Raw genomic sequence first — 14,738 nt, forward strand, 5'->3', positions numbered from 1 at the left:
CGGATGCCAAAGCAATAAGCCAGGCTGCAGAGGTATACATCTTTGAAGAAACTGATATTGAATAACTAAAAGAGTGAAATATAATAATAACAATGATTCTCTGTTGAATTAAATGGAAAAAACTACACCTCACCGGAAAACGTCGTTGAGGTGTAGTTTTTAGTAAACTTTTTTTTCACATAAACCGCTTATTATTTTTAATCAAAATCAATGTAGTCGATTGTATTTTTTTATTTTTTCTTAACTAAAAACAAAAAACTATAAACCAAAAACTGTCTTACCTCACCCCCACCTTAATCCTCCCCCCCCTCAATGGGGAGGAAATGAAATAGGATGTAATTCTCATCTCAAGGGTGAGGAAACGAGAAAAGTGTTACCTATACCTTGAAGTTTTTTGACATTTTTTATTAAACTAACTACTATCTACTAGATACTATTTTCCTCGCACCTTGAATCTTGCATCCTTTAGTTCTTGTATTTTAATTTCTTAACGGTATACGTTATACTGTATACGCTATACTTATTTTTCATTGAAATCTCCCACCTCCTTTGTTATAGTAATATCATAAAAAATATCAAAAAAATTACGGAGGTAGACAATTGTGAGTGATAAAACAGTTTGGATTGATTTTGAAACCTTAGAAAATTTCATGATTGATACTTTTATCGGAATTGGTGTACCGGAAAATGATGCGAGAATATGTGCAGATGTATTAATCGCTTCAGATAAGAGGGGTATTGATTCCCATGGTATCGGTAGATTAAAAACCATTTACTATGATCGGATAAAGATTGGAATTCAGTCTCCAACAACTCAGTTTGAAATTGTTAAAGAGTCTCATACCACAGCAGTGGTAGATGGTAACAACGGAATGGGGCAGGTCATTGCTAAAAAATCAATGAAGATGGCTATTGAAAAAGCCAAAGAATATGGAATGGGAATGGTTGCTGTCAGGAATTCAACCCATTACGGGATTGCGGGCTATTATGCGCTGATGGCTGCTGATGCAGGTATGATAGGTATTAGCGGAACTAATGCCCGTCCATCTGTTGCTCCTACTTTTGGTGTAGAAAACATGCTAGGTACAAATGCGTTTACTTTTGCCATGCCCTCTGATGAAGCATTCCCTTTTTGTCTGGACTGTGCTACTTCTATGGTTCAGAGGGGAAGGATTGAGCTGTATGATAGGGAGGAAAAAGAAATTCCGGAAGGTTGGATAATAGATACTGAAGGTAAAACCAGAACTGATACGCATCAGATTTTGGAAGACTTAAAAACTGGTGGTGCTGCACTGGTACCTTTGGGAGGAATTGGTGAAGAAACAGCTGGTTATAAAGGTTATGGGTACTCTACAGTAGTAGAAATATTATCTGCTGCCTTACAGGGAGGAAAATTCTTACAAATGCTTTCCGGGTTCGATGAAAAAGGCAAAGCAATTCCAATAAACTTGGGTCATTTTTTCATTGCCATTAATATTTCTAACTTTATTGAATTGGAATCTTTCAAGAAAACCACCGGGGATATATTAAGAACATTGCGTGCTTCCAAGAAAGCCCCCGGCGCAGAAAGAATATATACTGCGGGTGAAAAAGAATACTTAGCATGGCTGGAGAGAAAAGAGAAAGGTGTACCGATTAATAAAAATCTGCAAAAAGAAATATTGGCTATTCAGAGTGAACTTGGATTAAAAAAATACGAGTTTCCTTTTTAATTTTCTGAATTATCATTTATTTTTTGGTTTAACTCTTTATAAGATTTACGAAAGACCATAGGTTTGCAATAGGGGATGTTTTAATTAAAAATAATTTCTAAAATACCTGTTGAGGTTATTTTAAATAAGTTAAGAGTTACTCTTTTAATGTTGTACCTTGACAGACTTTTAGTTAACCGTTAATATTGGTATGTTTTTTATTAGAGTGTACATGAGAAAGAAGGTTGGATAATTTGTTTTTTCTATTTTTTCTGTATTTATTTCTGATGCCGATATTTTTCTTTTTTATAGTGGCGTTATTTTTCCTACCCTATGGGTTTACAGCATATTCTTTTATAACCCTGATAACTGTTCCCAAGCAGATATGGAAGGTAGCTAACAGTAAAAATTTAAGAAAAAATCATGCCATAGAGCATGCTACTATAAATCTCTTAGAACAGAAGGCAGGACATCGCTTAAATGTTTCCGGTTTATCAAAGGAAGATGGTTTTTATATCTCGGGAATACAGAATCCGGAAATAGTGGAAGATGCGGCAATTCGAGGACTAAACCTTTTAAAACAGGGTAGTTGTCAGCTGGCAATTCATAAACGTTGCGGAACTGATATGGCAATTGCTAATTTTGTAAGTGCCCTGATATTTTTGATTTTGCTTTTCAGCACAGGTATGTTTAGTATTTTGAATATCATAATTGCTTTATTGCTTTCTAATCTTATAAGTCCTTATCTGGGAGAGTATGTACAAAAATATTTTACAACTTCCTGTGATGTAGCAAATATGGAAATAGTTGGCCTGGAGTTCGAATTAGGAAGACAAGAAGAAGCCGGAATGTTATTGAGACACTTTCCGGGAGGATACTTTATAAAAACCGTTTCATATGTAATTGATTATAATTAATACCATATGTATTTGAAATAATCAGGATAAGGAGGTTGTTTATATGGTTGGCAAACAAGAGTTAAATGAAAAAGTTTTGATTTCCAAAATAAACAAAATTGGTATTGTCCACTTGCATGGTGCTGAGAAATATTTAGAAAAACATAAGCCGAAAATGTGCTTTTTAATTTCTTTATCCCAGCCCCATGAGAATGTCTTAAAATATGCTGAAGATATTAAAGGACTGCAAATAGTTGTTTCATCAAACTTTGAAGATGAAAAAAAGAAAATTGAGCAAGACTATAAGGATACAGAAATTGTTATGATTGATTCCTATCAGCTTGCCGGTAGAGACGGGATGCTTGATGGAGCTTAAAAAATACCAGAAAGGGAGGAGAATACATGAAACAGATAGACAAACTGGATATTACAGATAATAAGAGGTTAGTGCTGTCCGTAGGTGAATTCAGAGGCGCTCAAAGAGTTGATATCAGGACATTTGTAAAGCTCAAAGATAAAGATGAATATATCCAGACTAAAAAAGGAATCAACTTTAATGCTGAATGGGTAGATGATTTTGTTAAGATGGTAGAAAAATTAAAAGATACTAAGTTTGAGTAATTTTTATTATAATTATTTTTAGGCATTGATATCTGAATCTAAAATAATCTAATATGAAAATTTATATAAACAAATTTGACAGGTAAAAATGATTAGGGCGGGGAATTAATAAATTTTCCGCCCTATCTTATTGTAAAAAGCCATGATTTCTTTCTTTCATCATTAGTTATTTTATCATAAGCAGTGATATTTGCTATCCATGTCCGCTTCTGGAGCAACTTGGGAGCTACCGGAGTAAAAGATACTTCGTGTAATTCATTGCAATAGTCATAATTTAACAAACCAGATCCACTCAGTCTAAAAAACAAAGAGTCAGGTTCAATATTAGGATTATTCAGTAATGCCCCTATCTTTATTTCCTGATTATCGGTAACGGCACCGTCAGCAGGAAACACATCATATACCTCTAATGTTTTTTGCTGAAGCAATTTTACTAATCGTTGTTTTGAAAAACCGGCTGGAATAATCTGCCGGTTTAGTGAAAATGGATCAATAGGGATAGAATTATTCATGCTATTTACATTGAGAAGGGCTTCATAACCAGCTTTTTCGGCTATCATTTTAATTTCCCTGCTATAGACGCCATAAGGATATGCAAAGGATTCAACAGTGACACCGGTATTTCTTTCCAGGATTGCTCTGGACAAAGTAATTTCTTTTTCTATCCTTTCCAGATATTCTATGTGAGACTCATCTTTTTTCATATTAAGTAAATTACTATGACTGAGAGTATGAGAGCCAATTTCTATTCCAGTATCTATCATTTCCCTGATTTCCTGCCAGGATATTTGATGGTGACCGTTGCCGATAAAATCAGTGTAGAGAAAAAGATTTGCCGGGATCTGATATTTCTTTAATATGGGGAAGGCAAGTTCGTAGACAGATTTAAATCCATCATCGATAGTAATAACAACAGGCTTTTCCGGAAAGAAGTTATTCCTTATACATTCTAAAAGTTGGCTTATAGAAATAATCTTATAACCATTGTCATTTAGATAGGCAATATGTTCTTCAAATAAGTCTATATTGATAGTATAGTCATCCGGGCTATCACCAATACAGAATTTATGATATGTTAAAATTGGCACTGTTGTTTCATTCAGGCTATATGTAACTGAACAAATTCCCGAACCAGTTATAACCAAAAAAAATGCGGCAATTATTAAAATAAACGTTAAAAGAATAGTTATTCTTTTTCTTGTAATTGGGTTTATATTACTCATAGCGAAATAATTTCCTGATCTAATGATTCTTAAGATACCTGCAGAATTTTGTTAAATATTGGAATTATATCTTTAAGTTGTTTAATCGTGTAATCTGCAAGAGCCGGCTTTTGCAGATTGTTCTGGTAATTATCTATCCAGATAGTAGTCATATCCAAATTCTTTCCCCCTGCAATGTCCTTACTGTACGAATCTCCAATCATTATAGATTCATTTCCTTTACAACTTGCTTTATTTAAAGCAGTTTCAAAAATGCAAGGACCGGGTTTATAAACTTTAACTTCTTCGGAAGTGGTTATGGAATCAAAAACACCATTAAGTTTCAAAGACTGAAACTGTTTTTGCTGGTAATCATTGTCGATATCACTGATAATTCCGCAATGACACCCTTTGTCCTTAACCTGATTTATTACATCCCATACCCCTTCGACCAGTTGGGCATATTTTATATGGTTATCCAGAAAAATTATATTAAACCAATCCATATCAGTTTTTTTTGCTTCTATATTAAACTCTTTTAATATTCCCCGGAAGGCATTGAATGAAAAAGAAATCAGTCTTTTAAATTGCATAGAACTACTTTGAGCAAATTCTTTTATGGTCATGTCATTATTAAATAATTGAGATTGATAGATTTCTAACAAATCTTCTTCTGAGACAGATATGCTATAATGTGTTTTAATATCTTTCATCATATTCTGATGGGCAATCTTATCACTTTCGGCATCCATAAGAGTACCCCCAAAATCAAAAAATATAGCCTTAACACTCTTTTTATGGCTCATTTTTATTTTTTCCAATCCTCTTAAGTTTTTTAAAATTTTCTATTGCTTTTGCTGTAAAAATGTAATAAATTTTTTATTATATTAAAATTATAACAGATATGTGCAAAAATATTTAATTTTTGTCAATTGCAATTTCTATAATTATAGTGGCACTTGGTATAATTTATGTGTAGAATATAAATAAAAATAATAAAAAAGTATAACAGGCAAAGGAGAACAAGAATGGAAATAAAAACAATTAAGTTAGAATATCCAGAGGAGGCAAATATTATTCTCGGCCAAAGCCATTTTATTAAAACTGCTGAGGATCTCTATGAAATAATGGTATCAACTGTACCGGGAATGAAATTTGGAATAGCTTTTAATGAAGCATCAGGTCCATGCCTGGTAAGGGCAGAAGGGAATGATAATAAGTTAAAATCAATAGCTGTTTCCAATATAAAAGAGGTCGGAGCCGGGCATGCTTTTATTATAATTTTAGAGAATGCCTTCCCGATCAATGTATTAAATGCAGTGAAGCAATGTCCGGAAGTCTGTCGAATATTTTGCGCTTCTGCCAATCCGGTAGAAGTAATTGTAGCAGAAACAGAGCAAGGTCGAGGTATTATAGGAGTAATTGACGGTTTAATGCCGAAGGGAATTGAGAAGGAAGAGGATATTGAAAAAAGAAGAAAGTTTTTAAGAACTATCAATTATAAACTTTAACAGTTTTTAATTTTTATTAAAAACTTTAAACAAGGAAAGGTAGAAGAGTTTGATTCAGGTTAATAATCTGAAAAAAGTATTTAATGACAAAAAAAGAGGCAGGATAACTGCGGTTAATAATATTAGTTTTCATGCCAGGGAGGGAGAGGTATTTGGTTTATTAGGGCCTAACGGTGCAGGAAAGACTACCACTTTGCGAATTTTGGCAACTATGATGGCTCCAACTTCAGGTGAAGTAATTGTAAATGAATACAATGTGGTAAAAGCTGCTCACAAAGTTAGACAGAATATCGGCTTCCTTTCCAGTGAAACGGGGTTATACGACAGGTTTACTCCTCGAGAGACAGTTCGCTTCTTCGGTAAGATTAACGGAATGAATGACCGGGATATCGATGACAGAATTAATGAGATATTCAATATTTTAGGAATGAATGCCTTCGGGGATGTCCGGGTTGATAAATTGTCTACCGGTATGAAGCAAAAGCTTTCCATTGCCAGGGCAATTATTCATAACCCACCTGTATTAATTTTTGATGAGCCAACCGTTGGCCTGGATGTTATTACTGCCAGGGTGGTAATTGAGTATATAAAAGAATTCAGAAAACAGGGGAAGTGTATTATTTTTTCAACCCACCACATGCATGAAGCAGAAAAATTATGTGATACAATTGCTATTATTCACCTGGGCAAACTTCTTTCAGCAGGGTCATTAGAAAAACTTAAAAGGGATGTCCGGCTTGATGATTTGGAAGAAATATTTTTTAAATTGATTGAAACGGAAAATAACAATAAATGAATTGGAATAATATTAGATTAGTATATTTCAAGGAGATTCTTGGCGCAATCCGTGACCGTAGAACACTAATAAGCATGATTATTATACCACTTGTTTTTTATCCACTGTTATTTTTTGGGATTGGATATTTTACAATGACAGGTCAGCAAAAAACAGAGTCCTTACCTTCAATTATTGCTGTACATGGAGAAGAAAGTGCCCCCGGATTGATAGAAATCCTAAAAGAGGAAGAAAAAATTCAGTTAACTGGTATGCCTGTTAATAATCAGGAAGGCCTGGAATCTGGAGAGATATATTTATTAATAGAGATACCCGATGATTTTAATATAAACAAAAATCTGAATGTTAACCAATCGATTATCATTCAGTATGATTCAACCTCCCAGTATTCACAGACTGCCAGAAGGAGAATAATTAATGTACTGGAAAAGTACAGGCAGCAAATAGTGCAAATGAGATTGGAAGAAGTAGATTTGAGCATTGATTATATCCTGCCATTTAATGAAGAATGGATGGATGTTTCTTCTGCCGAAAGAAAAACAGGATCGGTTTTAGGTATGCTTTTACCGTACATTATCGTAATACTTATCTTTGTCGGTGCAATGCATTCTGCAGTTGATATTACTGCCGGTGAAAAGGAGAGGGGTACATTGGCAACTTTATTAGTTAGCCAATTAAGCAGGTTAGAAATTGTTCTTGGGAAATATTTAACAGTAATTACACTTTCTTTTACCAGTATGCTGCTTGGATTAATCGGGTTAAGCATTGCCTTTTTAACTCCGGCTTATGCATTTGGGGAATTATCTTTGATAAAGATTAATCTTTCACTTTATTCTTTCTTTTTATTTTTTTTAGTGTTAGCTCCATTAGTGGGATTGGCAAGTTCAATATTGCTTCTGGTTGGTATATTTGCTCGAAATAATAAAGAAGCCTCTACTTATGTAACACCCATCTATATGGGGGCTATCTTTTTAGGCATGATTTCATTAAGCCAGGGAACTGAATTATCAGAAGTGATGTTCTTTATTCCAATTTTAAATAACAGTGTTGCTTTTAAAGAATTGTTAATGGGTGTTGTTGATTGGGGCCATATTTTAAGCACCCTGTTCAGCAATATTGTAATTGCTTTGATTGCCTTATTATTTGCAGCCAGATTATTTAGCAGAGAGAATGTTCTTTTCCGGAGTTGATTTTTTAGTGTTTACAGTATAGTTTACAAAAAGAGGTTTAAAAAGAAAATGACATCAGTTAAAGGTGATAATAGCTATGATATTGCAGTCATTGGTGGCGGACCCGCCGGCATGATTGCAGCCGGTCGGGCTGCCGAACTGGGTTCCAGGGTTATATTGATTGAAAAGAATAACCTTTTAGGAAAAAAGCTGTTAATTACCGGTAAAGGCCGTTGTAATTTTACCCATTATGAATTAGACAGGGACAAATTGGCAATACATTTTGGGAAAAATGGTCGTTTCCTGTATGGAGCTTTGGACAGATTTGGTGTTTCAGATGTTCTAAATTTTTTTCAATCCAGAGGAGTAGAATGGGCAATAGAGCGAGGTAATCGTGTTTTTCCTGCAGACGGTGATGCCAGAACAGTATTAAATGTACTTACTCAATACCTGAATAAAGGTAAGGTGAATATACTTTGCAATAAAAAAGTTATTGATATTGAACTGATTGAGGAGGATTTGCAAAAATTTAAAATAATTATAAACGAGACAAAAATACAGGAAATAATTTCTGACAAAATTATTATATGCACCGGCGGAAAATCATATCCACAAACAGGTTCAACCGGGGATGGATATGCCTGGGCAAAAAAATTTGGGCATAAGGTTAACAAGACCTTACCGGCATTAAACCCGGTGAGGATTTCTGAATCCTGGGTTCAGGAACTGCAGGGACTTACTTTGAAAAATATTTCTCTTCATTTGTATCAGGGCGGTAAAAAGCGTGATGAAAGATTTGGAGAGATGCTCTTTACCCATTTTGGGGTAAGTGGACCTATTGTTATGGATATGAGCAAACATATTGGTCAACTGTTAAAAAAAGGCGATGTGAAGTTATGGTTGGATTTAAAACCCGCTCTAAGTTTTAAAAAATTAGATGAAAGAATAAGGAGAGATTTTTTAGAATTTAAGGGCAGGATGTTTAAAAACTCTTTAAAAAAACTTCTCCCTTCTTCTATGATAGAATTAATAGTCAGGCTTTCCGGAATAGATGGAGAAAAAAAAGTAGACTATATTTCCAAAGATGAAAGAAACAGATTATTACACTTGTTGAAAGAACTGGAATTAACTCCTACAGAGTTATTAGGATATCAGTGGTCTGTTGTGACCAGCGGTGGTGTAGACTTAAGGGATGTGGACCCGAATTCTATGTGTTCAAAAAAGATTAATAATCTCTATTTTGCAGGAGAGATTTTAGATTTAGATGGTCCCTCAGGGGGATTCAATTTACAAGTATGCTGGAGCACCGGTTATCTTGCCGGAGATAGTGCAGCAGGAAGGAAAAAGGCATGTCAGTAAGAAAAATATTTATTTTAATTATCATTATTATCACAGGTCTTTTTTTATTGACCGGACTGGGTTTTTCGCAGGAGAAAATTCAGCAAAAAATAGATGAATTTAATGGTTTTTCCGGAATCATGGTCAAAGATTTATTAACTGATGAAGTTTTATTTTCTCATAATCCAGATAACCTGTTTACACCTGCTTCACTTGTAAAGATATTTACACTTCTGGCGGGGCTGGAAAACCTTGGCCAGGAATATCAATTTCCCACTGTTTTTTACTTTTCAAGCTCTAAACCGGGATATATCAACAGTGACATCTATATTAAAGGTTTCGGAGATCCGACCCGGTCCCCTGAGGATATTAGAGCGATAGCCTGTGATTTGATAGACCAATATAGTATTAAAAAAATAACAGGTGATATTGTCCTGGATGATAGTGCTTTTTCTCCCGGAGAATTTTTAGGCAGGGGATGGATGTGGGATGATGAAAATCCTTTGATTGGCTCCTTCATTATAAAGGGGGAAAATGCAGTAGAGCCCAGAATTTCTTATTATAAACAGATGAGTAACGGCTGGGGAGAAATATTTTGTCAGGAACTATACAGGCAAGGAGTAAAAATTGACGGGGAATTAAGGATTGGCAAAGTAGATGAAAACCTTTCGGTCAAGGCAATGTTTTATTCTGAGCCATTAGATGAGATATTGACTCATATGATGATAATGAGTGATAATCAAAGTGCTGAAGCAGTGTTTCGATCCCTGGCGCTGGCGGATGACCTTGTTGATATCTCAACAATAAATAATTCAATCACTGCTATGTCAGACACAATTTTTGACAAACTATTACTTCAATGGGGAGAAGATTATGTTATTGTAGATGGTTGTGGGCTTTCAGAATATAATTTAGTAACTCCTACACAGGTTGTAAGTGCAATTTCCTACTTGTTTGACCAATATGGTACTGAAATATTGCAATACTTTGCGAATATAAATGAAAGAGGCACTATTAGGGAAAGATTCCCCTTTCAAGTCTGGGCAAAGACGGGAAGTTTGCCGTCATCCTCCGGATTAGCAGGTTTTATGCAAACCAAGAACAATAGAGATATTATTTTCTGTTTAATTGCAAACAACTTTTCCGGCGAACAGAACAATCCGAAAGAATTTGAAAACAATATAATAGAATACATTTACGAGAATTATTAAGAATGAAAAGCTATAACTTTATTCATTTTGTGTTATAAAATTAAAAATATCAAAATTCAAACAATCTTTTCCTGTTTTAAATTTTATTATTTTCTGTTAATATGATGAAAATTAAGTAGATTTCTGAAACTTAACAGTATCAACAAATGTTACCTCTTGTCTTTTAAAAACATTTTAAATAATTAGGAAAGGATTAAATTATGCCAAAAAATGAAAAAAAATTAAATAGAAGCAATGAACAGGCAACTATACGTTATATGGTCTATTTTTTAATTTTTCTTCTTTACCTGATTCCTATCATAATTGTAATCATGCATGGCTTTAGCGATTATTTTCAATTATTTCGGAGAGTAACCGCATTGACAGGGATATCATCACTCTTTATTGCTATTATTCTTAGTTCACTGGTCAGACAAAGTAAAAAATTATTTGGAACAGTCTATATCAAAATTCATCATTTTTTCTCAATCAGCGGTTTGATATTAATTACTCTTCATCCGATTATTATGGCCATAGACTTTGGTACTACCAGCATATTTGCCCTCAGTTTCAGTTCCTGGGATGCTTTTTTAACAAATGGTGGTCGGCCTGCATTATACCTGGCCTATATTGCCACCATTGCGGCAGTATTAAGAAAAAGTATAACAAAATACTGGAGATATTTTCACAGTATTATTTATTTTGCTTTTATCTTTGGGGCGATACATGGGTTACGAATGGGGAGCAATTTAAGCAGCCCAATACTGTACGGACTCTTCATAATTATGATTGCAGCAGTTATTGCTAACTTTTTCTATAAGAGATATTTGAATACTTGATATCCTTAACATAATTACTCTAATAAAATATTTCTGAATTACCCAAATATTCTGAATATGAATAAAGGGAATAATCTTTAGAAATCCAGATATAATTTAAGAAAAGAGCAATATAGATGTTAACATTTAATTCAATTTATTTATTATTATTGATACCTGTCTTTGTTGGATGGTTTGCCCAATGGAGAGTACAGCAGAGTTTTTATAAATATCTTAATGTAACTAATAAAAAAGGTATAACAGGTACGGAAATTACTCAAACTCTTTTATCACATCATGAAATAAACATTCCAGTTTTAGAAAGTAAAAGAGTGATGGTGAATTATTACAATCCACAGGACAAGACTTTGCACATTTCCGGAAAAGTTGCCAGAAATAAATCGATTACTTCAATGGGTATTGTAGCCCATGAAGTAGAACATGCCCTTCAGGATAAACAGGGTTGCAGATTTATGGTTTTGCGAAACAAGATGGCAAAAAATTTGGCATTGCTTGGACAGTTCAGCCCTTTAGTATTTATCTGGGGGATTTTCTTTCGAAATTCAATATTCATCTACCTTGGCGTAATTTTATTATTTGGAATGTCAATATTTGCTCTAATTTCACTGCCGGTGGAAATAAATGCCAGCAAAAGAGCCCTGGAAACATTGAAAAAATTAAAAATTGCAGACAAAGAAGAAATAAAGATGGTAGCTACCGTATTACGCAATGCAGCATTGACTTATTTTGTAGGGGCAGGACAAAGGATAGCAACTTTTCTATTTATTGTTATGATTCTGTTTATGTCACATCAAATATAATAGCAAATTTAAGTTTAATCCCTTTTATCCTTTTTCAGGTTATAGTAAAATAAGGGATAGAAATATTTATATGGATGCCGGTATTTATTTCAACAGACATTTATTGGAGAAATAGAAAGAAAGGATAATGATGATAAAAGTTATAAAAAGAAATGACAAGATACAATATTTTGATAAAAATAAGATTATTAATGCAATTGTACAGGCTATGAGGGAAACAATTAAAGGTGTAGACAAAGAAATTGCTGCCAATATAGCAAAAAAGATAGAGAAAGATTTAAAAAATTCTAAAGAAAGTGTGACTGTTTCTGATATTCAGGAAAGAGTTGAAACGGAATTAATGAACAGTGAGAGAAAAGATGTAGCAAAGACCTATATCCTATATCGGGAACAGCGTGACAAATTAAGAGGAATCTCTTCTGCTAATCATAAAATATTAACAGATGAATTTATAAGTAAATATAAGCATATGCCGAATCCCTTCCCTTCTCAATTAGGGCAATTTGTGTATTATAGAACTTACTCCAGGTGGCTACCATTTGAAAAAAGAAGAGAATACTGGTGGGAAACTGTTAGAAGGGCAGTAGAATTTAATTGTAATTTAGTACGAACCAGCCAGCAGGAGGCAGAGGCTTTATATGATAATATCTATCATCTAAAACAATTTTTAGCAGGCCGAACATTGTGGACTGGCGGAACTGAAGTCAGTTCGAAATATCCTATGGCGAATTTTAATTGCAGTTTTACTGTGATGGACAAGTTCAGTGCTTACAAAGACTTATTTTATCTTTTAATGATTGGTTCCGGAGTAGGGGTAAGAGTTTTAAAGTCAGATGTACAAAAATTACCAAAAATAAGGACTAATATAAAGATTATTCATGAGGCTTACAATCCAAAACCCAAAGAAAAAAGAGAAGATTTGACCAGTATTTATTTTGAAAATGAAACCGCCCATATCGTAGTAGGAGACAGTAAAGAAGGATGGGTTCAGTCATTAGATTACTATATAAGCATTCTATCAAAAAAAGAATTCAGACAAATCCATACAGTTATATTTAACTATGATCATGTGAGACCTAAAGGAGAAAAACTAAAAACCTTTGGAGGAACTGCATCGGGATATGAAAGTTTGGAGAAGATGTTCACAAAGATTGACAAGGTGGTAAAGAATAATTGTTTTGGCAATTGGAAAAAATTAAGACCGGTTGATTGCATGGATATTGCTAATATCATTGGTCAGAATGTAGTGGTTGGCGGAGTCCGCAGAACCAGCGAAGTTATATTATTTGACCCGGATGACCAGGATATTTTAAATGCTAAGAATAATTTATATGAGCAGATTGACGGAAAATGGGTAAAAAATGAAGAAATAGACTATCGAGAAATGAGTAATAATAGTATTTTTTATACTTCCAAGCCAAGTAGAGAACAACTTTCCTGGCATGTTCAACAGATGAGATATAGCGGTGAACCAGGCTTTATGAATGCAGAAGCGGCTGCTAAAAGAAGGCCAAATTTAGAAGGAGCTAACCCCTGTATGGAGGTTTTGCTGGATAGGGAGCAGATGTGTAACTTAACCACAGTGAATGCTATGGGATTTACACAAGATGGAAAATTGAACAAAAAAGAATTATTTGAAGCTCAGCGTCTTTCTGTTCGAGCAGGTTTCAGAATGACCTTTCTGGATTTAGAGTTAGATCAGTGGGATGTTAAACAGAAAAGGGATAGACTGGTTGGCTGCAGTCTGACCGGCTGGCAGGATATGGTAAATGCTACAGGCATGTCAGCAGAAGAACAGTCTCAATTAAGAAAAGAGTTAAGAGAAGTTGCCCATAAAGAAGCAGATTTCTATGCCAAAAAACTTGGAGTCAACCCACCTTTATTGGTTACTTCTATAAAACCGGAAGGTACCGCGACACAGCTTCCCGGAGTCTCCAGTGGTGTACACTATTCGCACGCACCCTATTATATAAGAAGAGTTCGCATAAATGCTTCTGACCCGTTGTTAAAAGTTTGTGAAGAATTAGGATATGACATAAAACCGGAAAATGGCCAGACTGAAGAAAATTGTCGCACTAAGGTTATTTCTTTCCCTTGCACGGCACCGGAAGGGAAAACCAAGAAAGATATTTCTGCAATAGAACAATTGGAAAATTACAAAGCTTTTCAGAAAGAGTATACTGACCATAATACTTCTATTACAGTACATGTCAGAAATGAAGAATGGGAAGAAGTGGAAGAATGGTTATGGAATAACTGGGATGATATTGTTGCAGTGAGTTTTGTTTCTTTAGATGATAGTTTTTATGCCCAGATGCCATATGAAGAAATTAGCAAGGAAGAATACGAGAAGAGAGCTGAAGAAATGGTTCATTTTATCCCATCACTTATCTCTAAATATGAAAAAGATGAATTGTTAATTGATTTAGGAGATGAATCTTGTGCCAGCGGAGCTTGCCCGATTAGATAAGGTTATTATTTAGGTATAATAAATAGCTGAAGATTGAAAAAGAAAGCTATTTTAAAAATAAATGATGATGATTTATTTCTTGTAATAACTTTTTTATAACTCAGTTTTTACTATAAAGGAATAAATCAGAAGTATTACTCCAAAAGTAATTGCCATGTCTGCTATGTTAAGAATGCCAGTCCTTAAATTGCCTATTCCGAAATTAAGAAAATCTA

At 34.1% G+C, this 14,738-nt stretch carries 15 protein-coding genes; 12 read left to right on the plus strand and 3 right to left on the minus strand.

Features of this window, described 5'->3' with window-relative positions; genetic code table 11:
- Positions 1 to 602: 602 nt before the first annotated feature.
- The 4 genes from PHQ99_05335 to PHQ99_05350 all read left to right on the plus strand — a co-directional run bounded on the left by PHQ99_05335 (position 603) and on the right by PHQ99_05350 (position 3,208).
- Complete coding sequence (locus tag PHQ99_05335) at positions 603 to 1,712, plus strand: Ldh family oxidoreductase (GenBank protein MDD4288991.1); 1,110 nt, start codon at positions 603 to 605, stop codon at positions 1,710 to 1,712.
- Between the two features lie 233 nt (positions 1,713 to 1,945).
- Complete coding sequence (locus tag PHQ99_05340) at positions 1,946 to 2,608, plus strand: DUF6391 domain-containing protein (GenBank protein MDD4288992.1); 663 nt, start codon at positions 1,946 to 1,948, stop codon at positions 2,606 to 2,608.
- Positions 2,609 to 2,651: 43 nt separating this feature from the next.
- Complete coding sequence (locus tag PHQ99_05345; GenBank protein ID MDD4288993.1) at positions 2,652 to 2,963, plus strand: hypothetical protein; 312 nt, start codon at positions 2,652 to 2,654, stop codon at positions 2,961 to 2,963.
- A gap of 26 nt (positions 2,964 to 2,989) precedes the next feature.
- Positions 2,990 to 3,208 carry a transcriptional coactivator p15/PC4 family protein gene (locus tag PHQ99_05350; protein ID MDD4288994.1) on the plus strand — a complete coding sequence of 73 codons (219 nt, stop codon included), beginning with the start codon at positions 2,990 to 2,992 and terminating at the stop codon, positions 3,206 to 3,208.
- Between the two features lie 122 nt (positions 3,209 to 3,330).
- Here the strand turns inward: PHQ99_05350 and PHQ99_05355 are convergent, their stop codons facing one another.
- Together PHQ99_05355 and PHQ99_05360 are read right to left on the minus strand one after the other, a co-directional pair.
- The gene (locus PHQ99_05355; protein ID MDD4288995.1) at positions 3,331 to 4,431 is read right to left on the minus strand and encodes a polysaccharide deacetylase family protein; all 1,101 of its coding nucleotides are present in this window, start codon (positions 4,429 to 4,431) and stop codon (positions 3,331 to 3,333) included.
- A gap of 29 nt (positions 4,432 to 4,460) precedes the next feature.
- Positions 4,461 to 5,216 carry an HAD family hydrolase gene (locus tag PHQ99_05360; protein MDD4288996.1) on the minus strand — a complete coding sequence of 252 codons (756 nt, stop codon included), beginning with the start codon at positions 5,214 to 5,216 and terminating at the stop codon, positions 4,461 to 4,463.
- A gap of 222 nt (positions 5,217 to 5,438) precedes the next feature.
- On the opposite strand from PHQ99_05360, the gene PHQ99_05365 reads away from it, so the two are divergent.
- The 8 genes from PHQ99_05365 (at position 5,439) to nrdJ (ending at position 14,523) form a co-directional block, all read left to right on the plus strand.
- Positions 5,439 to 5,921, plus strand: coding sequence for an adenosine-specific kinase (locus tag PHQ99_05365; GenBank protein ID MDD4288997.1), 483 nt, complete (start codon positions 5,439 to 5,441; stop codon positions 5,919 to 5,921).
- 49 nt (positions 5,922 to 5,970) lie between these two features.
- The gene (locus PHQ99_05370; protein MDD4288998.1) at positions 5,971 to 6,717 is read left to right on the plus strand and encodes an ATP-binding cassette domain-containing protein; all 747 of its coding nucleotides are present in this window, start codon (positions 5,971 to 5,973) and stop codon (positions 6,715 to 6,717) included.
- Positions 6,714 to 7,907 carry an ABC transporter permease gene (locus PHQ99_05375; protein MDD4288999.1) on the plus strand — a complete coding sequence of 398 codons (1,194 nt, stop codon included), beginning with the start codon at positions 6,714 to 6,716 and terminating at the stop codon, positions 7,905 to 7,907. The genes PHQ99_05370 and PHQ99_05375 overlap by 4 nt, the downstream gene beginning before the upstream one ends.
- A 48-nt stretch (positions 7,908 to 7,955) precedes the next feature.
- Positions 7,956 to 9,245 (plus strand): NAD(P)/FAD-dependent oxidoreductase, encoded by a 1,290-nt coding sequence (locus tag PHQ99_05380; protein ID MDD4289000.1) that lies wholly within the window; start codon positions 7,956 to 7,958, stop codon positions 9,243 to 9,245.
- On the plus strand, positions 9,236 to 10,435 hold the full coding sequence (locus tag PHQ99_05385; protein MDD4289001.1) for a D-alanyl-D-alanine carboxypeptidase: 1,200 nt from the start codon (positions 9,236 to 9,238) through the stop codon (positions 10,433 to 10,435). The genes PHQ99_05380 and PHQ99_05385 overlap by 10 nt, the downstream gene beginning before the upstream one ends.
- A 200-nt stretch (positions 10,436 to 10,635) precedes the next feature.
- Complete coding sequence (locus PHQ99_05390) at positions 10,636 to 11,253, plus strand: hypothetical protein (protein ID MDD4289002.1); 618 nt, start codon at positions 10,636 to 10,638, stop codon at positions 11,251 to 11,253.
- Positions 11,254 to 11,369: 116 nt separating this feature from the next.
- A complete protein-coding gene (locus PHQ99_05395) occupies positions 11,370 to 12,053 on the plus strand; it encodes a zinc metallopeptidase (GenBank protein MDD4289003.1) in 684 nt (227 codons plus the stop codon).
- Positions 12,054 to 12,183: 130 nt separating this feature from the next.
- A complete protein-coding gene (gene nrdJ / locus PHQ99_05400; GenBank protein ID MDD4289004.1) occupies positions 12,184 to 14,523 on the plus strand; it encodes a ribonucleoside-triphosphate reductase, adenosylcobalamin-dependent in 2,340 nt (779 codons plus the stop codon).
- Positions 14,524 to 14,616: 93 nt separating this feature from the next.
- Here nrdJ and PHQ99_05405 read toward each other — a convergent pair.
- A partial coding sequence (locus tag PHQ99_05405) for a signal peptidase II (protein MDD4289005.1) occupies positions 14,617 to 14,738 on the minus strand: 122 nt, incomplete at its 5' end.

This window comes from Atribacterota bacterium (assembly GCA_028703475.1).
Classification (GTDB): domain Bacteria; phylum Atribacterota; class Phoenicimicrobiia; order Phoenicimicrobiales; family Stramentimicrobiaceae; genus JAQVMU01.

What these genes read in the sequence shown, in the direction of transcription:
- PHQ99_05355 (MDD4288995.1), bottom strand. Translation starts at nt 4,431, where the DNA reads ATGAGTAATATAAACCCAATTACAAGAAAAAGAATAACTATTCTTTTA.
- PHQ99_05360 (MDD4288996.1), bottom strand. Translation starts at nt 5,216, where the DNA reads ATGAGCCATAAAAAGAGTGTTAAGGCTATATTTTTTGATTTTGGGGGT.
- PHQ99_05375 (MDD4288999.1), top strand. Translation starts at nt 6,714, where the DNA reads ATGAATTGGAATAATATTAGATTAGTATATTTCAAGGAGATTCTTGGC.
- PHQ99_05395 (MDD4289003.1), top strand. Translation starts at nt 11,370, where the DNA reads ATGTTAACATTTAATTCAATTTATTTATTATTATTGATACCTGTCTTT.
- PHQ99_05385 (MDD4289001.1), top strand. Translation starts at nt 9,236, where the DNA reads ATGTCAGTAAGAAAAATATTTATTTTAATTATCATTATTATCACAGGT.
- nrdJ (MDD4289004.1), top strand. Translation starts at nt 12,184, where the DNA reads ATGATAAAAGTTATAAAAAGAAATGACAAGATACAATATTTTGATAAA.
- PHQ99_05380 (MDD4289000.1), top strand. Translation starts at nt 7,956, where the DNA reads ATGACATCAGTTAAAGGTGATAATAGCTATGATATTGCAGTCATTGGT.
- PHQ99_05390 (MDD4289002.1), top strand. Translation starts at nt 10,636, where the DNA reads ATGCCAAAAAATGAAAAAAAATTAAATAGAAGCAATGAACAGGCAACT.
- PHQ99_05345 (MDD4288993.1), top strand. Translation starts at nt 2,652, where the DNA reads ATGGTTGGCAAACAAGAGTTAAATGAAAAAGTTTTGATTTCCAAAATA.
- PHQ99_05350 (MDD4288994.1), top strand. Translation starts at nt 2,990, where the DNA reads ATGAAACAGATAGACAAACTGGATATTACAGATAATAAGAGGTTAGTG.
- PHQ99_05365 (MDD4288997.1), top strand. Translation starts at nt 5,439, where the DNA reads ATGGAAATAAAAACAATTAAGTTAGAATATCCAGAGGAGGCAAATATT.